Below are 20365 nucleotides of genomic sequence, written 5' to 3' on the forward strand. Positions count from 1 at the left end.
CCTTATTCAAATGCTTGGGTAGCTTTTACTGCTTTTTTCCAGCCATTGTAAAGTTTTTCTCGGCGCTCTTCCTCCATTTGAACTTCAAATAGCTTGCCAGCTTCATAAAATTCACGAATCTCGTCTGTATCTTTCCAATAGCCGACAGCTAATCCTGCTAAAAATGCTGCCCCTAGTGCTGTTGTTTCCAAGTTTTCTGCTCGTTGGATCGGTACATTCAAGATATCTGTTTGGAATTGCATCAGATATTCATTATTTGCTGCACCGCCATCCACTTTCAATACAGGAATCTTGATTCCAGTGTCATCTTGCATCGTATCGATGATATCTCTCACTTGATAGGCAATCGACTGCAAAGTAGCTTTAATGATATCTTCTTTTGTCGTTCCACGTGTCAAACCAAACATAGCCCCTCGTGCTGCCTGATCCCAATAAGGAGCACCCAGTCCAACAAATGCAGGAACAACATAGACCTCATCTTCGTTTGTGGAGCGTTTTGCCGCGGCTTCCGAATCACTAGCCTTTTGCAACATTTGAAGACCATCTCTCAGCCATTGAATCGAAGAACCAGCCACAAAAATACTTCCTTCTAAAGCATAGTAAACCTTTCCATTTATACCGTAACCAATTGTCGTCAATAAATTATTTTTGGATAATTGCGGTTTTTCACCGGTATTCATGACAATAAATGAACCTGTACCATAAGTATTCTTGACCATACCTGGTTCGAATGCCATTTGTCCGAATAATGCAGCTTGCTGGTCTCCTGCCATCCCTGAAATTGGTGCTTCGCTTCCATAAAAATGATAACCTTGCGTATAACCATAAACTTCTGAGTTAGAAGTAACTTTTGGTAACATCACTCGAGGAATATTCAATAAATCCAAAATTTCCTGATCCCAATCTAGCTGATGGATATTGAACAACATCGTCCGACTGGCATTCGAGTAATCAGTAACATGTGCTTGTCCATCGGTCAGTTTCCATACTAACCACGAATCAATCGTTCCAAACATTAACTCGCCTTTTTCAGCGCGTTCTTGCGCACCTTCTACATGATCAAGAATCCAGCGAATCTTCGTTGCTGAGAAATAGGCATCGATCACTAGTCCTGTTTTTTCGTGGAAAAATTCTTGATATCCTTCATTTTTTAAGTTATCTGCAATTCCAGCTGATTGTCTGGATTGCCAAACAACTGCATGATAGATTGGACGTCCTGTATCTTTTTCCCAGATTACTGTTGTTTCACGCTGGTTCGTTATGCCAATCCCAGCAATCTGGTTTGGTTTGATCCCTGATTCGATGAAAGCTCCGGCAATAACTGACTGTACAGAATTCCAGATTTCATTTGCATCATGTTCAACCCAGCTTTCTTGCGGGAAATATTGCGTGAACTCTTTTTGAGAACTGCCGATATGTCTTCCTTTCTTGTCAAAGATAATTGCTCGTGAGCTAGTTGTACCTTGGTCAATCGCCATGATATACGTTGGTTCTGTCATTGTGATTCCCTCCATTATCTGCAAACGCTTTCTTTAACTGCTTTTATCATACTACTCATTTAAAAAAAGAAACTGTCAAAATTTTATTCTTTTTTTCTTTTTTTTGACAGTTTTTTATTATGATGCTAGTTTTTGATCAATTCTTTTCTTTTTTCAACATTTCTATTCTTCTTTTCAATCGGATAATGTCATAAGGCGACGCAAATTCTGATAGATAATATTCATTCTGTTGCTTGTTTCTCTGACAAAACGTTATGACCAAATCATAGTTTTGTCCTTCTTCATAACTTTCAATCTCAATACCGCTGACTCCTCTCAGTTCTCTGTTCAGATACTGTTGGAAAGCAATACGGTAAATAGGCAAACTTTCTAAATCGATCCCTATCACTACTGGTTTCGCAATATAAAAATCGATCATCAAAAGAACATTGGCATACTGGATCATCAGATAACTAAGTGCACTGTCTTCGGTGCTTTTCCTTGGCAATTGCTGCATCGCTGTTTCCTGTAGTTTCTCCAATAACTGTGTTAAGGAATGCCCAAGCATTTTTTGCTGCTGCTCCAAAAGCCGATCACGCTCGTAGACTTCGATCTTTCCAACAAAGAAAAACCATTCATTGTTGATTTGTGAAATTTGGTAGCCTACTGCTTTTTCCTCTTTGATTTTCAAACGACGAGGACGATAATGCCATAGCATCGTTTCCCGAATATAAGTATCCAAAACAGCGGTGGGTAACTTTTTGCTCCGTGTCAAATCATATTGATAAAATATTTCTTCGTCGACTATCGAAAAAGAAACAAAAAAGCTGTAAAACATCATTGTTTCGTATACATTCAGTTCTGCTGCTGTTCGACTAAGATGCATCACGATGATTGGATCGATTGCTTGATAAAGCCGGTCCGACTGATAGAGTAATTTCTTTTCTTTCAAGGTTTCGTACGTACTTTTTTCATTCAATAGTCTTTTTTTCGTGATCCCGAGCCAGCAAGCAATCTGTGCTTCTGCTGATGCCGTAAACGTCGTTTCTAATACGCGGCCCAATCCTAGAATGAATGGTCTTTTTTCTGGTGTATTTTGCAAAAAAAGCGGTCGTTGATCTTCCGGGATATATTGGAATAATTCATAATAAAAATATCGGATCTGTAGCTCTTCTCCGTATAATTGTCCGTTTTTGATTTGTAATCCAAATTCCTCTAAGAGCTGGTTTAATTCTTTGATCTTTCGAAAAACAGAAGACTCACTGATATTAAACGCTGTCGCTAATCGAACGATGGATACTTGCTGGTGTTCTAATAAATAGACAAGCATTTTAAACTTCAAGCTTTCCTGTAATAAAAACAAAAGAATTTTTTCCAAACTGACATCTTCGTCCAACACAAGCAGCGCCTGATACTCGTTTCGCTGTACTTCTACTTTTTTTCCCATCATCCGTCCAATCAATTCAATATCTTCCAAATATTGATCAAAAGAGGTTTTTGACAGTTGGACATGCTCTCTCAATCCATTGATAGAGGCTGTTCCCCCTTGCAGAACAAGGTTTCGCAAAATCAGGATCTGTAACTGCTCTTTTCTTTCTAATAATGCTTCAATCTTCATAGGCAGTATTCGCCACCTTTGACCACACCATATTAGGTACACGATATTCTGGCTGGAAAAACAGCTCATGTTCTTCTAACTGTTCGAACGTCCAGCCTTCTTCTACTGCGATTGTCAGTTGGTCAAGAAGATGGAACATTTCTTTTCTGCTTTGGAGCTGTGCTCCAAGAATCTTTTTTTCAGAATCAAATAGGAATTTGACTTTGACTTTGCTCTGGTTTATTGCTGCAAGCTTGTATTCCGCGTACCCTGTTTCAATTTTTTGGGGATAAAAAATGCTTTCTTCTTCTGTCATACCTACGCTTCCTAAGAAATAGCCAAACCACTGATTGCCGACTGGTCGATAGGTTCCCTGATCCTTTGTCGCAGAACCACTAATTGTCTTGCTGACATTTCGCGCTGTACGGACAGCGTTGTTTACTAGAGAAACGTACATTTTTTCATTTGTTGGGCGAAAAGTGACTTGGATTGCATCGCCAATTGCATAGACGTCTTTTTGAGACGTTTGCAAATAGTCATCTACCCAGATCGTTCCATCATCATTCAATGTTAATTGTTCTTCCCACATCTGATTGTTGGGGCGAGAATGGTTAGCCAGCAAAACAAGATCATAGTTTTCCCTTCTTCTTTCCGTCTCTACTACAGCGGTTTCATTTTCGGACAAAGATACGACTTGCTCTTCTAAGAAAAGCGATATCCCTTGATTTTTCATTTCCTTTACTAACGGCTCCGTCATTTCAGGGTCTAGGTAACGAAAAAGAATCGACTTTCGGCTTTCATAAAGATGGATTTGTGTTTTTCCTGATGCTAAGCCTTCAGCTATTTCGATCCCTGCTTGACCTGCTCCAATGATGGCAATTTTTTTTGCATCCATGATCTTTTGCTGAAGAGCAGCTATGTTTTGTATCTTTTTAACTGGGTGAATGAACCTTGCTTCTGCAGGAACATTTCGAAAATTTTGATTTGAACCAGTCGCCAAAATCAAACGATCAAAATCCAGTTTGTCTCCGCCTGCTAAAACGACTTTCTTTTCTTCCAATCCTATTACCGTCTTTTCTGTGTAAACATGGATACGATAGCGGTCGATCAGCTCTTCTTTGGTGATCCAAGAAAGTTGTTTTTCACTGGTGACCTTTCCTTTTACTATCAGATTGAACCCGCTGGGAATCCACCCTAACTTCGATTGCTTTTCAATCAAATATATTTCACTTGTTGGTATCAATTGGCGAAGATAAATAGCCGCATGAATCCCTGCAAACGACCCGCCGACAATTACAATGTTCATCTGTATTCCTCTTTCTTATTAAGTGTGCGACTGCCAACATGGGCTGAAATCACAATGTTCTTAAACCATGTTTACTCATTCCTATGATCCATAGCAGCGTAGCAGAAAACACTCTGTCCATCCTACCGTGTGACTAGGTCTGCTTCTCAGTAATAAATTAGTTGACCTAATTGAAGAGTATCATTTCTGAAGAGATGTTTCAAAAAATGTACTCTTAGAAAGGCAAAAAACCCGCCTTTTGCGTACCTCTGTCCAAATAGGAAACAGAAAAGAACGAAAAGACGTGTTTTAGCGTGTGTAATGTAATAGTTAGAATAGGCAAAACATTTTTATGCTGACAATTTTTAATGCTTTAATGCTTCAACCACTACTTCGCCCAATTGATGAGCAGATTGAGGGTTTTGCCCTGTAAGAAGACGTCCATCGATTTGAACGACTTCTGAAAAAGCTGGACCTGACTGATAGTCAGCTCCTTTTTCTTTCAAAGCATCTTCTGCTAAGAATGGTACTTCATTCGTTGTACCATTGGCTTCCTCTTCTTCATTACTGAATCCAGTCACTGTGCGTCCAGCTAAAATAGACTTTCCAGATTCATCTGTAACTGGCAACAATCCGACAACACCGTGACAAACAGCTGAGACCAGTCCTTCATTTCGATAGATTTGTGAAGCAACTTTCCCAAGATCTGTTGCTTCTGGAAAATCCCACATTGTTCCGTGGCCACCAGCATAATAAACTGCTGCATAATCTTTTGCATCCACATCATCAGGACGTAAGGTATTTCCCAAGGCCCGATTTCTGAAATCTTCATCTTTATAATAGGCCCAATCGATTTCATCCATATTCAAAACACTTTGCGGTTCTAAAGGTACATATCCGCCTTTAGGACTGACAAAATCTGCATCGATCCCATTTTTTACTAATACATCATAAAAATGAGTCAGTTCACTTAACCACAAACCTGTAGGACGCTCGATCTTTTCGTACTTTTCTACATTTGTTAATACGATCAATACTTTCATTTTTCCATCCTCTTTCTATAAAAATTGAGTTATTGATAACGTGCTTTCAAGAAATTATATAATGGACTTGGCAAATAAAGCTCTTTATATGCTTCTTCAAAAGGTTTCGTTACAAATTCATCCTCACGGTTTTCCAATAATTTCTCTGCCCAGTCAGGATCGACGATCATTTGCTGTCCAATTGCTGCAAGTTCTGCATATTTCAGTACTTGCTCTACGTCTTTGCGAGTACGGATGCCTCCGACACCAATTAAAGGGATCTTTCCTTGGATCGTGTCATGGACAGCTTCAAGAATCGACTGATCGCTGTATTTATCAGAACGGGCTCTTCGATCATACGCATTTAATGAAACATGCAGATAATCTAATTTTGTCTCACGTAATCGTTCAAGAAGCCAGATCGTGTCTTCAAAACGGATACCTGGTGTTTCATATTCTTCTGGCGAGAAACGATACCCTACGATGAATGGTTTTTTTGCATATTTTTCAACCGTTGAGAAAACCGTTGTTAATAATTCGTCAATAAAACGATAGCGATTTTCTAAGCTACCGCCCCATTGATCCTCTCGTCTATTCGAATGCGGAGAGAAAAATTGTTGGATCAAATACGTATTTGCTCCATGCAACTCGATACCATCAAATCCTGATTCAATCGCTCTGCGTGTGGCTTCGCCAAATGCTTGGATTGTTTCTTTGATTTCATTTTCACTTAATGCTCGCGGTGTTTCTGCATCAGGTCGTTCCGCTGCAACTGCACTTGCAGATACAGGCTGTTCTCCGGATAGAGTAGCTCGACTAGTCATTCGTCCACCGTGGAAAATCTGAACAATCGCTTTTGCACCTTCTCCTTGGATTGCTTTAGCTAGTTCACTTAACCGAGGAATCATTTCATCGTGAGCGATGCTCAGTTCGCCTGGCCAGCCTTTTCCGATATCTTGGACATTTGCAGCACCAGTAATAACAGCACCAAGTCCTTTAGAACGTTGTTTATAATAAGTGATCTCATCTTCGGTGATCACTCCATTGAAGAAGCTGAGTTGTGTCGTCATAGGCGACAGCATCAATCGGTTCTTCAATTGAACTCCTGAAGGTAAAATAATTGATTGATCAAATTGTGACATTGTCATTCCTCCCATAATTCGCTCTGATTAACCTATCGAGAATCATTTATCATTAAACCACTCGGTTAGTTGCACATGCAACTAATTTGCTTAAAAAAATTTTTATTTTTTTTGTAACTTATCTGTTGCTTCATTCATTATCTCGGCTAATTCTTTACTTGCTTCATTTCCCAAGACTGCTTTGTACGACTGATGGAGTTCTTCCCAGCTACCATCGACTTCCTTAGTAAATTGGCGTCCTTGTTCTGTAAGATAAACTAATGACAAGCGCCCTTCGCTAACTGTTTTGACGTATCCTTTATATTCTAATTTTTCAACAAAACGAGCGATTGTTGAAGGCGCAGAATAGAGCATTTGTGCAATATCTTTTTGCGGTATACCATCTTTTTCTTTTAATATCAATAAAATAAATCCATAAGTTGGTGCCAGACCTGTTTTTCTAAACGCTTCATCCGCTAATTTATTCAATAGGCGATCTAGCTTTTTCACGCTAAAGAAAAGACATTCATCCAACGCTTTTTCAATTGGCTTTTCCATTTCATCCCCTCCATTGGCGTACATATCATAGTATGATTTTTATTTTTTGTCAAAAAACACGGAGTAATGACCGCCTCCTCTGTTTAGTTTTGAGAAAAAGAAGTTGTGACAAAAAATGTGTCACAACCTCTCGGTAATACGTTTCAATCAAATAAGCTTTTCTTTATTTACTTCCATCACAAATGCTTCATATGGTCGTAACTCGACTTTGCCGTCTGGTAACTGTTTCAGAGGATAATTTGACACAATAATCCTTAAAGCTTCACGTGGAACAGTGAACACCTGTTTTTCACTGGACATATTGCAAACAACGAGCCATCGCTGGTCTTCATATATGCGAGAATAGGCAAAGACATGCTCTGGCGTCTCTTCTACTAATTCATAGTCTCCCCAGACGATGATGTCATGTTTTCTACGCAAATCGATCAATTTCTTGTACATATAAAAAACAGAATCTTGATCTGCTAACGCTTCTTCTGCATTGATTTCTTTATAATTTGGGTTGACTCGAAGCCATGGAATTCCAGTAGTAAACCCAGCATGTTCACGGGCGTTCCATTGCATAGGCGTCCTAGCATTGTCTCTTCCTTTCGCATTGATTGATTCCAAGATTTCCTCTTTTGTAAATCCAGAAGAAATCCTTTCGTTATACATATTGATTGTCTCAATATCTTTTGCTTCCGAGATATCATCAATTGGGCAATTCGTCATGCCTAATTCTTCTCCTTGATAAATATAAGGAGTGCCTTTCATCATATGAAGCAAGATAGCAAACATCTTGGCACTTTCTTTTCGATACAAATCGTCATTTCCCCAACGTGAGACGATTCGAGGCAGATCATGATTATTCCAAAATAAACTATTCCATCCTTCATCACCCAAAGAAGTTTGCCATTTCGATAATACTTTTTTCAGTTCAGAGATACTTAAAGGTTTCAAATCCCATTTGTCTTTGCCTTCTTGCTGATCTAATCCTATATGTTCGAATTGGAAGATCATGGATAATTCCTTTCTTTTAGGATCGGAATAAAGTTTAGCAATCTCGGTAGTTGCTCCCCATGTTTCGCCAACGGTCATCAGATTTTTGTCGCCAAAAGTTGCTTGATTCATTTCCTGAAGATACTCATGCAGTTTAGGTCCATTACTTGTGATTTCTTTATCCGGTTCTTTGCCAATCATATCGATCACGTCCATACGAAAGCCACCAATACCTTTGTCGATCCAGAAATTCATCATTTGATAAATCGCTTGGCGAACCTGTTTGTTTTTCCAATTCAAATCAGGTTGACGCTTGCTATACAAGTGCAGAAAATATTGCCCTGTTTGCTCATCCAACTGCCAAGCAGGTCCACTGAATATCGAGCGCAATCCATTAGGCTCCTCTCCATTGACTGGATCACGCCAAATATAGTAGTCACGATAAGGATTTTCTTTATTTTTACGTGCCTCAATGAACCACGGGTGTTCATCAGAAGTATGATTCACCACCAGATCCATAACGATACGGATGTTTCTTTTCTTTGCTTCTTCAATCAGTTCCTCCATTTCTTCCATCGTACCGAATTCTGCCATGATTGCTTGATAATCGCTGATATCATAGCCATTGTCATCATTTGGAGACTCGTACACCGGCGAAAGCCAAATCACATCAATGCCCAAATATGCCAGATAATCCAATCTGGAAATAATCCCTCGCAAGTCTCCAATCCCATCTTGATTTGAATCTTGAAAACTTCTTGGATAGATTTGATAAACAACTGAATGGTGCCACCATTTTCGTTCCATGATTTTCCTCCTATAAATGGATGTTACTATTTTTCGCTTAATCATCTAGTTTAGTTTCTTCTACCAAAAATTGTAACGCTTTCAAATAGTCATTGCACCTTGTTATCGGTAACAGAATAAAACAAAAAAACAGCTGAGGAAATTTCCTCAACTGTTTTTTGAAAGGATTGATTGATGCAGGGAAGAACGCTGATTTCACAACCTCTTTATAAACGGTGTTCACTCAGCTGTCCCTCGGTATTAGCTCCAAAAACGGCAAAATAGGAGGAACTATTTTTTCGTTTTTTTCTCTAATACTCAGGCCAGAACGCTGATTTCACAACCTCTTTATTTCACATTCAATATCCACATGAATCCCACGAATACAAAGAACAGACCATACATGATTGGAGATACTTCTTTTCCTCTTTTAGCCGCTAACATCGTAATTGGATAGAAAATAAAACCTAATGCAATCCCATCTGAAATACTATAAGTTAAAGGCATGCCAATCAAGATCAAGAAGGAAGGGATCGCAATTTCTAATTTTCCCCATTCGATTTGACGTAATGATTGAGCCATCAAAACACCTACCATGATCAATGCTGGTGCAGTTACTTGTGAAGTAACAACTGACAGTAATGGAGAAAAGAACAAACCTAACAAGAAGAAAATCCCTGTAGTAATAGCTGTGATTCCTGAGCGTCCTCCAACAGCAATCCCAGCTGATGATTCTACGAATGCACCAACAGGAGAAGTACCTAATAAGGAGCCCGCAAGCATAGCTGTTGAATCAGAAGCTAAAGCTTTCCCTACACGAGGCATCTTGTTGTCTTTCATAAAGCCTGCTTGATTTGCTAATCCAACTAAAGTTCCTGCTGTATCAAAGAAAGTCACAAGCAAGAATGTTAGTACTACGACCCACATTTGAAGAGAATTGATGTCCCCTACATGTTTTAACGCAACTAAAAATGTTGGTTTCAAACTTGGTGCTGCAGCAACAATTTCAGAAGGCATTGGAATCAAACCTGTGACCAGACCTAAAATCGTTGTAGCTGCCATCCCGATGAAAATGCCACCTGGTACACGTCGAACAAGCAAGATAGCCGTGACGACTAATCCAAAAATCGTCAACCAAGTAGAACCAACGTTGAGTGATCCTAATCCTACTAATGTAGATTCATTCGAAACGATGATCCCACCTTCGCTCAGACCAAGGAAAGCAATAAATAGACCGATACCACCAGAAATCGCATATTTCAAATCTGCTGGGATCGCATCAATGATCATTTCCCGCAGTTTGAAGATTGTAATCAAAATAAAGATCAAAGAAGCAACGAATACGCCGGACAATGCTGTTTCCCATGGGATCCCCATCCCTAAACAAACAGAATAAGCAAAGAAAGCATTGATCCCAAGAGCAGGTGCCGTTCCAATTGGATAACGGGCTAATACCCCCATCAAAATACAGCCGATTGCACTGGCTAATGCAGTCGCAGTGAACACCGCTCCTTCATCCATTCCAGAAGCGCCTAATACAGTTGGATTTACAAATAAGATATAGGCCATTGAAATAAATGTCGTAAATCCTGCCAGTACCTCACGTTTTACCGTGGTATTCAATTTTTCTATTTCGAAGTAGGAAAGTATTTTTTCCTTCATCTTCCATCCCCCTAAATCCGAACATTATAAATAAAGTCCGTTAAAATTTCGATTGATTAATAAAACAACGTGTTTTATCATATACTAAAACAAAACATAAGTAAACAAAAAATTCGGATTTTAAGCAAAATCCGAACGTTCCATCTGTTCAAATCCCTTTATCTCAAAGTCCATGAACATTCACTTTGGATCAAAAGAATTTCTTTATTGTGTTAAAAAAGTTTCTTCATTCTAGTATCAAAATCAATAGTGTGATTTGACTTTACCATTTCGTTTCTGCTCTTCTTTGATGAATTCTTTTGTATCGACAGGATTTAGGTTATTTAGTCCGCCAAAACCTGTATCGACCATTTTTCCCCAGCCTTTTGTCTTCTTTTTCCCTGATTTGAGATTCCTTGCTCGAAGCTTCTCACTATGTTTTGCTCGCCGATACTTCAAATAACCTTCTAGCCTTCCCATTAGATCCACTGTTTTTCCTCCTTTTTATTCAATCAGACGACTCAGCTTTTCCTATAACAAAATAATTGCCTTCAGGGTCCGAAAAATTGAAAGTCAAGACGCCATTGTTGTCTGTGATTTCTCCAGGTTCGTCCATGTTCTCGTAAATAGTTTCAAATTCATCCGTAAAAAAGACTAAAGAAGGTGGCGGTCCCAATACTTCTGGTGAAAACTTCTGCACAAATACTTTTGGAAATATACCTAATTCTAATTCTTTTGAGATACTCAGCACAATACTCTTAAATTCTTCTGGCAATTCGATCGTTTCTGAAATTTCTGCACCAATTTTTTCTACAAAGAATCGGCAAATCATCTCTACGTCATTGACATAAAGCATCACACGTGTTTTTTGTATCATCGTTTGACCCTTCTTTCTAGTTGATTTTCTTTCCTGTCTATAAACTGATTCCATTATATCACGAAAGCGCGAACACCTTGTGTTTGATCCTATTCAAGAAAAATAAAGCAATAGTTTCTAGACTTGCTTTCCTCCACAAACTTTTTTTACAAAAAAAGAACGGCAATGAATGCCGCTCTTCTTTTTTCGATTCTTTTATAATTCTGCTTCTGATTCATCTTTGGTTAGTGTGTGTCTGACACTGGACACGCCAAATGTTTGATCGATTTTTTCCTTCAACGCTTCGATTGCCTGTGCGCCGCGTGCCGCTTGTTCAGCATTGATGGATTCAATGACCAGCACCGCTGCTTGCGTTTCTTCCGTCAGCATCGTTCTTTGGGCTTCACGCCAGTTGAGACAGCGACAGATTGCTCCTTGTTCATCATAGTAGATGATTTCTTCCGGAAGTGCCGGAGCATCGGAATCTGCACCTAAAGGCAGGAATGATTCGCCACCTTGGGCTTTTCCTAGATGCAGATTTCCTGAAATCTTTTCGATATCTTCTCCGCCGCAAGGTACGCCAAAAGACAAGGAAATACTATTATAAATATCTACAAGCGGATTGATTGGGAAAAATTCCCGTTCTTGATTTGCACGTTTCAGTAAAGCTTCAATAGAAGAACGTGCACCTTTTTTAGTCTTGAATGTGGTAAAAGCCTGACGCCACTGAGCAATGACTTCGTTTTGGCTGAATGTTTCTTCCGTAAGGTAATTTCTTGCTTCTTTTGCCGCGCTATTCAATAATTGATGATACATTTCTTCATTTTCTTCTGTTACGTGATTATCGATACCACTCACGGATAAGATTTCGATGGTTGCTTCAGGAAATACTTCCCAAAAATTGGCATCCACTATTACTTTTTTCATATGTTCACACCTCTTGATTAGAATAATTGCTTGATGAATAGATAGTCTGTTTGGGGATCATCTCCCATATAAAAAACATGTTCACTGTACTTGGTAAATCCTCTTTTGCGATAGAAAGCGAGCGCAGCATCGTTGTGTTCCCACACACCGAGCCAAATGGCTGTTTTTTGCTTTTCTTTTGCTTTTTTGATAGCTGTATCTAGTAAAAATGTACCAATACCTTGATGTTTAAATTTTTTTCGTACATAGATTCGCTCGATTTCTAAAAAATGATCATCCATTTCCTCAGATTGACTCGTTCCTATATTTAGTTTCAGGTAACCCGCAGGCTCTTGGTCCATACTTACTAGTAAAAAATCAGTTTCTTTCTCTTTTAGCTCTTCTGTAAGTTTTTCTGGCGCATAAGCTTGTCTCAAGTAAGCAGCTAAATGCTCCGGCGAATTATCTTTTCCAAATGTATCTGTAAATGTTTCGATACTGATTTGTTGTAGTAAGTCTACATCTGAAGGCGTCATTTCTCGAATTTCGTATTTATTCACGGCTTCTTCCTTTCAATAGATCCTTTTATTACCTTTTTTGACAAAATTCCAATCTTCGCTAACATTCTTGCATACTTTCTTTAAAAGATATTCCAATTGTTTTGCTTCCTCGTCAGACAGACCATTTAATGCGACTGCATTAGAGTAGTTGTTTTCTCGGATGATGAAAGGATAGATTTCTGCTCCTTTTTTAGTCGGATAAAGTTTCTTGATTTTTTTATTTTCTTTATCTTCCAAACGTTCGATCATCCCATTGGATTCTAATTTCTTGATTGCTCGTGCAGTCGTTGTACGATCTACTTTGATCATTTCTGCTAGTTTTTCTTGGATGATTCCTGGATTTTCGCAAATACGTACTAAATAAAGATACTGCCCTCTTGTTAAATCAACTTCTTTGAATTCGATATTGCTGATAGAATCCAACGCTCGGGCAATCATTCCAATGTCTCGAAGAATTTCAGCCATTTCACCCCACCTTTATTTTGTTTGTAAGACTAGTTTACCTCTTTTTGTTGCAAATGCAACTATTTTTTAATAAAAGAACGAGTTCTTTTTTAGAGAACTCGCAGAGTAAACAGCTTTCTTCTTTTACGAAAAAACTCAATCGCAATAGAGCTGATTTTTGTTTTCTAAAATAAGCAACTGCTTCTTTGTTGTTCGTTTTTCTGATAGCTTTGGCAGCTCTTCTATACTAAAAAATCCCATGTCGGAAGTTTCATTGTTCTCAATAAATTTTGCATCTTCGTCGTGGATCGTACAAGCAAAAACAAGCTTATAATACTGAAAAAGCTGCGGAATATCTTTTTGTTTATTCGTATCAAAAACCGCTTGCAGCTGAGTAGATTCTACTGTTAAACCCGTTTCTTCATAGACTTCTTTCCGCACGTTTTCTTCAGGGGACAAACCTATTTCGGCAAATCCGCCTGGCAGTGACCATTCTCTCGTCCGTTTATCTTCGATTAGTAGGATCTTGCCGTCCTTTCTGATATAGGCACGAACATCGACTTTTGGTGTGGGATGACCTTCTTCAATAACTGTAAGTGCTTTTATTTCTTCGAAAGTTTCTTTTCCTATTTCACTGATCAATTCCAATGAGATCGTCCGAATCTCTTCAAATCGTTCTTTATCGAATACATCTTTTCCATAATACAGACCAGCTTGAGAAAGTGCGAGCAGTCTTTTGTATTGGGCCAACTTGTTATTCATTCTCTTCCCTTCTTTTCAGCAAATGTATGACTATGTAATCAAGTATAGAAGACTGACCTAATTACGGCAAATAAACACAAGGAAATCGGCAATAAATAAAAGAATATGAAAAAACATTTTAGAACAAAAAGACATTTGGCTCCTCTGGGGACCAAATGTCTTTTTTATTACCTGTCACTATCAAACCATTTCTTCGTTACTTATTGTCATTGATTTCTTTTTCTAATTTATCCAATAGTGGAGTGTAATCTACTTGAGTATAGTCTGTTACATCAAATTCATATAGTGTTCCTAACTGAAATTCGTCATATTTTCGGTCAGTGATGATTTTTTTGAATGCTTCTTTCGTAATATGATTCGTCCCTTTCGATCGATCTTCCAATATGTCGCCATAGTGATAATGATCCATGATATAGCTCAAATGACGATCTGGTTCACGATCACGTTTGTACCGACGTTGCCATAACACTTCAAAGTCTGCTGTTAGGCGAATCGTCATTACCTGATATCCGTATCTTTCTGCTAATTCTTGGAGTCGAGTTTTTTGCTTATCACTAAAAGGATACTCTGACACAATCACTTTCTTTCCTGCTTCCATATACAGATCAAGTGCTTTGTAATAGAAAGGATAAACTTTCGTCCTTTCTTGTTTCGCCCGTTCTTCCAAGTTGTTAAAACCGATGGATTCTGCATAATATTCCTTGATTTCATCGAGCGTGATGGCATACATATCTGGAAATCGTTCCCGTAGTTTATTCATAAGATATGTTTTTCCTGTACCAGGACTACCAGCTAGAAGAATGAAATACTTTTTCATCTCATTTGTTTCCTAAGTTAATTGGACTTTCCAAGTTCATAAACAGTCCAATCTTATGCTTGACAATTTCTTTTACTGCTTCATTTGCTGGAATCACATTATGGCGAAGAGACTTGTTGATTTCTGTTTCACTAAAGGTTCCTTTAGCCACTTTTGTCCAGTTGACTAAAAGCTCCGTTCCAACATTGAATTTGCGGATCCCGTTATTGATCAATTCGGGATAATCTTCTTCTTTCACACCTGTTCCGCCATGGATAACGAGGGGGACATCGACTACTGCATCGATTTCTTTCAGCAAGGGAATGTTCACTTCTGTTTTTGATTTGAATTGTCCATGATTCGTACCGATAGCAATAGCTAATGCATCCACACCTGTAGCTTCTACAAATTTCACTGCGTCTTCCGGTCTTGTATATACTTTGTCATTTTCAGCGACATGGATTCCTTCTTCTGTACCGCCGATCGTCCCAAGTTCTCCTTCTACGGAAACACCGTGTGCATGGGCATATTCTACCACTGCTTTCGTCTTCAAGATATTTTCTTTGAAAGGCAGATGGGACCCGTCATACATGACAGAAGTATATCCGCTATCGATTGCTTCTTTGATATCATCAAAGTCTCGGGCGTGGTCTAAGTGCAAGACTGCATCAACCATTTCTTCTTCTGCAATAGCTGTCATTACATTGACTAACACATGCATACCGATATATTTTGCGGTGTCGACACTTGTTTGAATAATGATTGGCGAACCCATTTCTTTTGCTGCGCCTAGCATGGCAGGAAGCATTTCTAGGTTATGCGTATTAAAAGCTCCAACTGTAAAATTCAACTCTTCTGCTGTTTTTGTTACTTCTTTCAATGTTGTATACATTTTTTATTGCCACCTTATCTTTTTATTTGTTTCCTTTGATCGTTACTTGTTTTGCAATTTGTCGCATCACATCCATTTTGCCCATGTAGTAATCGATCCCTTGATCATCACCCGCACGAGCAGCATCTGCACGCTTCTGATTATAGAGGCTCATCAGTTTTTTATACCCATCTCCGATCGTCTGTTTATTTTCCAAGCTCTTTTCTAAATATTGGATGGCTTGATCGTTCTCATACAATTCAGAAAATTTAAGTCCAACTTGTTCGTAAAGTTCCGCTAATTTGGGCTTCTCTTGGGTCGTTGAAATCTCTTGGTTTAATTGTGTAATCTCTGATTGAATCTTTTCGGTCACTTCTGGCGAGAGGATTTTTTCCTCTTTTATCGATCTTTTTTTTGGTTCATTTTCTTTTTTCTTAAAAAATCCGAACATCATTTTCCCTACTTTCAATTAAAATGCTTTCAAAATTGGGCTTAAGATCCAAGCGTATAAGAGTGCGGCGGCTACTGTATCTACATCGGTTGCTGTAGCATTGATGAATCCCATCGAATTAAAGATCGTTACTAGCAAAGCAGGCAATAATGTAATAAAGAAGCCATGAGCAATACCGCCAATGATCGCTCCTCGACGTCCGCCAACTGCGTTACCAAATATCCCCGCTGTTCCTCCGGCAAAGAAATTCGTTAGCATACCTGGTAAAATCATCGCTAAGCCGAACATCGGCAAAGTGAACATGGCAATAATCGTACCGATTGTTGTCGTAATGAAACCTAAAATAACAGCATTTGGGCTATAGGGAAAGAAAACTGGACAATCTAAGGCAGGAATCGCATCAGGAACTAATTTCATAGCTATCCCTCGAAATGCCGGCACGATTTCACCTAACAGTAGACGTACGCCAGCTAGCAATACATACACACCCACTACGAATTGGATGGCTTGTAAAAAGGCAAACATGATATAGTTTTGATCTCCTGATAATTCAGAAGCGAATGGTTCACCTGCAAACAAAACAGTGATGATATATAGTGGGACCATCACGACCATGACAGACAAATACGTATCTTGCAGAAACTCGAAATGCGTGGGCAATTTGATCTCTTCAATCGATTTTTTATTTTCACCTTTCTCACCAAAAAGTTTAGCCACGCCAGCTTCAAATAAGTATCCAATCGTACAAAAATGCCCTAAAGCAATATCATTCGATCCTGTAATCTTACGTATAATTGGTTGCGCTACTGCTGGCATAGCAATGGCGAAACAAGCTCCGATAAAACCACCGACTAAGATCAATACGATCCCTCGCAGACCAGCGAAATAACCAAAGACCGTCGTCATCGTCGCCATCCATAAAATGGCTTGACCAGTTAGAAAAATGTACTTCCATTTTGTGAAACGAGCCAAAATAATATTGAATACAAAAATCGCTAAGAACGTCAGTGCAATATCTCTACCTAAACCTAAATCATTCATTGCTTGACCATTGATAGACTCAATAGAAGGAATGATTCCTTGCATATGAAATCCTTCAGTAAAAATTTTCCCGAAATAAGTTAAACTTCCAACGATGATACTCGAACCGGCACTCAACACTTGGAATCCTAGGAGTGTCTTTAACGTGCCAGAAATGACTTGTCCTGCTGATTTCTTCTGCAGCAGTAGACCCAACATAGCAATCAATGCAATGGTGATCGATGCCTGAGTCAAAATATTTTCGATGATAAAATTGATAACGCCCATGTTTTTATCCTCTTTTCTTTTTTATTTAGATAACTCCCTTATCTTGTAGAACTGGGGTGATTTTTTCTTCAATTTCATTTTTCGAGACAATATTTTTCAAATAGATCATCGCTGTTTTAGGATCGACTGAGAATTTTTCGAACTGCGAGCGAAAATTTTCTGCTGTGATGATCACATCTGGTTTCATGGACACTGCAGAAGAAATATCACAATGGTCCAGTTTGGCTTCTACTCCTAATTTGTTCAAAACATCCTCAGCAGACATCTGTGCTGCAAAACTACTTCCTAAACCTGCGCCGCATACGAATAAAATGTTTAATTTGTTCATCTTTGTTCTCCCCCGTATCATTTATTATTTCTCAACTACTGAAAAAGCAGTTGTTTGAAATCTTCAACATTTGTGCACTCGATCAATCGATCCAACTTCTCTTCATTGTTGATCAGTTCGATCAGTTCTTTCATGATGTTCAGATGCGAGTAGGAATCTACTGCCGCTAAACAAAAAATAATCTTTACTGGATCCATTTCAGGATTACCGAAATCGATTGGTTGCTCAATCGTAGCTACGCTGACTCCTAACTTATTGACCCCCATCTTCTGGTCGAGCATGGGCTAGCGCCATGTGTTTGCCAATCACGATATATGGCCCGTATTCATTCACTGCGCGAATCATCGCTTCGACATAGCGTTCTTCAACAATGTTTTCTTTGACCAATGGTTTAGCAGCTCGTTCAATCGTTTCCTCCCATGTAGCGGCTTTTTCTTTGATCATGATATTGCTGTCCGTCAAAATATCTTTTAACATAGGCTGGATCTCCCTTTTGTTGATTTCTAGATTGTTTATTTCAAATAATTTTTCCAACTTGCCATAGATGATGCGATCTACTCGGCCACCACTTTCTTCCATGACACCGATTATTTGAGTGAATAACTGCGTTGATTCATGACTGTTAGGTTTTAACCGCTGCAGTTCTTCATTTCTTTTCAAAAAGTCTTCTATAACTAAAATATTCGTCTCAGTCAAAATTGGATCGATAACTAAAAGCGGCTTATTTCGATAATTCAATTGAAAGGTGCTGAAAACCAGATCGACATCCAGTTTATCCACTAATTCGATTTCTTTTGAACTTAAAACTGCAGTAATCTCGATTTGAGGAAATTTTTCTTTCAGATTTTCTGCTAACAGATTCCCGGTAGCCATGCCGTGATTACAGACAACAACTGATTGATAAACATAATTCAGGTCTCGCTTGATCACACTGGCAATCGTCGAAAAGTGGATGACAAGAAAAGCTATCTCGTCCTCCAGTATCTTGCCGCCGATTACTTCTTCGATCGTAGGAACAAAATGAGTGACTGCGCGGTGGATTGGAAAATAATTTGTACGGATGTTTTCTTTCAATGGATTCATGACTTGAATAGCATGCTTGATTCTTATGATCAGTGCAGCCATGTGTTTATAGAGATTTTCGAATAAAGCTTCTTCTTTTAGATGAAAAGGTATGTGTGTCTCGTTCTCTACAAATTGGATCAATTGGATCGTTAGTAGTTGAGCTTGTACCCACTCAATCGAATTGGAGATATCTCTAGCATTGAACGTCTCGATAGTGAAACGAAGATAATTTCTTTCTACTTGTGGAACATTGTCCAATTGAAATTCCGTGATCATGTAGTCAATAAATGCAGAGAAGCTGCTGTCTTTTATTTCTGTATTTTTCCAATTAATGGCAGAGATGAATTCATGTTTCCTGATTCGTTGGATCCAGATCAATGTAAAAAGCAGAATTTGCTTTTTATAAATATCATCCTCTTGTTTTAACAACTTATTGGAATAGATCTCCTCTATTTTTTTGATTTCCGCCAAAGGAAAATAATGGAAAAAGATTTTTTGAGCCGGTGTTAGTTGTGCATCTTGATTCATAAAGAAGTCGGTCATCCCCAGATTCTGATTGATAAAATCATAGATCATCGTACGGATAGATCGTTCTGAACCTTTATAAACCAGTCCCTGCTTTCCATAACTGACGATCTCGATTCCATAACTGACCAGTGTTGCTCGTAATCGTCTCATATCTTCATCTAACGTACTTTTAGAGATTTGAAATTCTTCTTCTTTTTTGTTTAGATGGATCGGGTTTCGGCTGTAAGCAATGGCTAAAACTAAATCAAAAATACGTTCCCGCCGATTCAAAAAGCCGTCTTTCACCTCTTTTATTTCAGTTTCTAATCGAACTTGCTTGTCATTCTCCAGTTTCAACGAAAAACCTTTGTTGCGAATTGTTCTGATTTCCGGAAGCTTTTTACTACTCAACCAGATATTCGCTTCAAGAACTTCCTGACGGATCGTCCGCTGACTGACATTGAATTCAGCTGCTAGACGTTCCGCTTTTACTGGATATTGGGCTGTCATGATTCTGTGAAGTATTTCAATTGTTCTTGTTTTCATAGAAATGATCTCCTTCTGATTCCAAGTATATGGTTCCGCTTACATAATAAAAAGTAGATATTTCTGCCACTTGAAGTGGAAAGAAAGTAAGCATAGCAAACAAAAAATAAGCCGTATGCTTTTTCAACTTCTCAACGAAAAAGACATACGCCTATTATTACAAAAAAGAGGTCATGAAAAAGCTGTCCTGCATCAAGTAAGAAGAACAGCCAAACAAAAATAGTGCTTCCTATTTTTCGTTTGGTTGAGCTTATTACCGTAAATGTAAGCTTTTGAATACCATTTAGTGGAAAGGTTGTGACAGAGAGGTTCAGCCTTGAGCGATAAGAAGCGATTTTGAAAAATAGCTTCCCATATTTTACAAAATCGTGCCTTATTGCCGATAGGCTATCTCTGGAACACCGTTTATTCAGAAAAAGGAGCTGCGACAAAATTTTTGTCACAGCTCCATTCATAAATATTTCCTGTCAATCCAGCATAATCGGCTGAATAAAATCGG

At 38.6% G+C, this 20365-nt stretch carries 19 protein-coding genes and 1 pseudogene; all 20 read right to left on the reverse strand.

Features of this window, described 5'->3' with window-relative positions; genetic code table 11:
- Nucleotides 1-2: 2 nt before the first annotated feature.
- The 20 genes and pseudogenes from glpK to HMPREF2961_RS12205 all read right to left on the reverse strand — a co-directional run bounded on the left by glpK (nucleotide 3) and on the right by HMPREF2961_RS12205 (nucleotide 19866).
- A complete protein-coding gene (glpK, locus tag HMPREF2961_RS12110; protein WP_002292557.1) occupies nucleotides 3-1499 on the reverse strand; it encodes a glycerol kinase GlpK in 1497 nt (498 codons plus the stop codon).
- A gap of 136 nt (nucleotides 1500-1635) precedes the next feature.
- Nucleotides 1636-3096 (reverse strand): AcpB/EbpR/MafR family transcriptional regulator, encoded by a 1461-nt coding sequence (locus HMPREF2961_RS12115; RefSeq protein ID WP_070704843.1) that lies wholly within the window; start codon nucleotides 3094-3096, stop codon nucleotides 1636-1638.
- Nucleotides 3086-4381: an NAD(P)/FAD-dependent oxidoreductase gene (locus tag HMPREF2961_RS12120; protein WP_002315973.1), complete on the reverse strand. Its 1296-nt coding sequence runs from the start codon at nucleotides 4379-4381 to the stop codon at nucleotides 3086-3088. The genes HMPREF2961_RS12115 and HMPREF2961_RS12120 overlap by 11 nt, the downstream gene beginning before the upstream one ends.
- Before the next feature lie 344 nt (nucleotides 4382-4725).
- Nucleotides 4726-5403 carry a type 1 glutamine amidotransferase domain-containing protein gene (locus HMPREF2961_RS12125; RefSeq protein WP_002310684.1) on the reverse strand — a complete coding sequence of 226 codons (678 nt, stop codon included), beginning with the start codon at nucleotides 5401-5403 and terminating at the stop codon, nucleotides 4726-4728.
- Between the two features lie 29 nt (nucleotides 5404-5432).
- On the reverse strand, nucleotides 5433-6524 hold the full coding sequence (locus HMPREF2961_RS12130; RefSeq protein WP_002292552.1) for an NADH-dependent flavin oxidoreductase: 1092 nt from the start codon (nucleotides 6522-6524) through the stop codon (nucleotides 5433-5435).
- Nucleotides 6525-6626: 102 nt separating this feature from the next.
- Complete coding sequence (locus HMPREF2961_RS12135) at nucleotides 6627-7061, reverse strand: MarR family winged helix-turn-helix transcriptional regulator (RefSeq protein ID WP_002315975.1); 435 nt, start codon at nucleotides 7059-7061, stop codon at nucleotides 6627-6629.
- Between the two features lie 147 nt (nucleotides 7062-7208).
- Nucleotides 7209-8846, reverse strand: coding sequence for a glycoside hydrolase family 13 protein (locus tag HMPREF2961_RS12140; protein WP_002315976.1), 1638 nt, complete (start codon nucleotides 8844-8846; stop codon nucleotides 7209-7211).
- A gap of 327 nt (nucleotides 8847-9173) precedes the next feature.
- Nucleotides 9174-10487 (reverse strand): NCS2 family permease, encoded by a 1314-nt coding sequence (locus tag HMPREF2961_RS12145; RefSeq protein WP_002292548.1) that lies wholly within the window; start codon nucleotides 10485-10487, stop codon nucleotides 9174-9176.
- A gap of 243 nt (nucleotides 10488-10730) precedes the next feature.
- On the reverse strand, nucleotides 10731-10955 hold the full coding sequence (locus HMPREF2961_RS12150) for a hypothetical protein (protein WP_002315978.1): 225 nt from the start codon (nucleotides 10953-10955) through the stop codon (nucleotides 10731-10733).
- 19 nt (nucleotides 10956-10974) lie between these two features.
- Nucleotides 10975-11397: a VOC family protein gene (locus tag HMPREF2961_RS12155; RefSeq protein WP_172867800.1), complete on the reverse strand. Its 423-nt coding sequence runs from the start codon at nucleotides 11395-11397 to the stop codon at nucleotides 10975-10977.
- Between the two features lie 141 nt (nucleotides 11398-11538).
- On the reverse strand, nucleotides 11539-12249 hold the full coding sequence (locus HMPREF2961_RS12160; protein ID WP_002315980.1) for a B3/B4 domain-containing protein: 711 nt from the start codon (nucleotides 12247-12249) through the stop codon (nucleotides 11539-11541).
- A gap of 17 nt (nucleotides 12250-12266) precedes the next feature.
- Entirely contained in the window at nucleotides 12267-12764 is a 498-nt protein-coding gene (locus HMPREF2961_RS12165; RefSeq protein WP_029743392.1) for a GNAT family N-acetyltransferase, read from the reverse strand.
- Nucleotides 12765-12800: 36 nt separating this feature from the next.
- Nucleotides 12801-13253 carry a MarR family winged helix-turn-helix transcriptional regulator gene (locus HMPREF2961_RS12170; protein WP_002292540.1) on the reverse strand — a complete coding sequence of 151 codons (453 nt, stop codon included), beginning with the start codon at nucleotides 13251-13253 and terminating at the stop codon, nucleotides 12801-12803.
- Between the two features lie 135 nt (nucleotides 13254-13388).
- Nucleotides 13389-13994 carry an NUDIX hydrolase gene (locus HMPREF2961_RS12175; protein ID WP_002292539.1) on the reverse strand — a complete coding sequence of 202 codons (606 nt, stop codon included), beginning with the start codon at nucleotides 13992-13994 and terminating at the stop codon, nucleotides 13389-13391.
- 196 nt (nucleotides 13995-14190) lie between these two features.
- Nucleotides 14191-14811 (reverse strand): P-loop nucleotide/nucleoside kinase family protein, encoded by a 621-nt coding sequence (locus tag HMPREF2961_RS12180; RefSeq protein WP_002341037.1) that lies wholly within the window; start codon nucleotides 14809-14811, stop codon nucleotides 14191-14193.
- A 1-nt stretch (nucleotide 14812) separates the two neighbouring features.
- Nucleotides 14813-15682, reverse strand: a complete 870-nt coding sequence (locus tag HMPREF2961_RS12185; RefSeq protein WP_002310673.1) for a class II fructose-bisphosphate aldolase — start codon at nucleotides 15680-15682, stop codon at nucleotides 14813-14815.
- 22 nt (nucleotides 15683-15704) lie between these two features.
- Nucleotides 15705-16112 (reverse strand): hypothetical protein, encoded by a 408-nt coding sequence (locus tag HMPREF2961_RS12190; protein ID WP_002315984.1) that lies wholly within the window; start codon nucleotides 16110-16112, stop codon nucleotides 15705-15707.
- An 18-nt stretch (nucleotides 16113-16130) separates the two neighbouring features.
- A complete protein-coding gene (locus tag HMPREF2961_RS12195; protein WP_002315985.1) occupies nucleotides 16131-17420 on the reverse strand; it encodes a PTS sugar transporter subunit IIC in 1290 nt (429 codons plus the stop codon).
- 25 nt (nucleotides 17421-17445) lie between these two features.
- The gene (locus HMPREF2961_RS12200; protein WP_002292534.1) at nucleotides 17446-17748 is read right to left on the reverse strand and encodes a PTS sugar transporter subunit IIB; all 303 of its coding nucleotides are present in this window, start codon (nucleotides 17746-17748) and stop codon (nucleotides 17446-17448) included.
- Nucleotides 17749-17783: 35 nt separating this feature from the next.
- Nucleotides 17784-19866: pseudogene (locus HMPREF2961_RS12205) on the reverse strand (transcription antiterminator).
- Nucleotides 19867-20365: the final 499 nt, after the last annotated feature.

It is taken from the genome of Enterococcus sp. HMSC076E04 (assembly GCF_001814285.1).
Lineage (GTDB): Bacteria > Bacillota > Bacilli > Lactobacillales > Enterococcaceae > Enterococcus_B > Enterococcus_B lactis.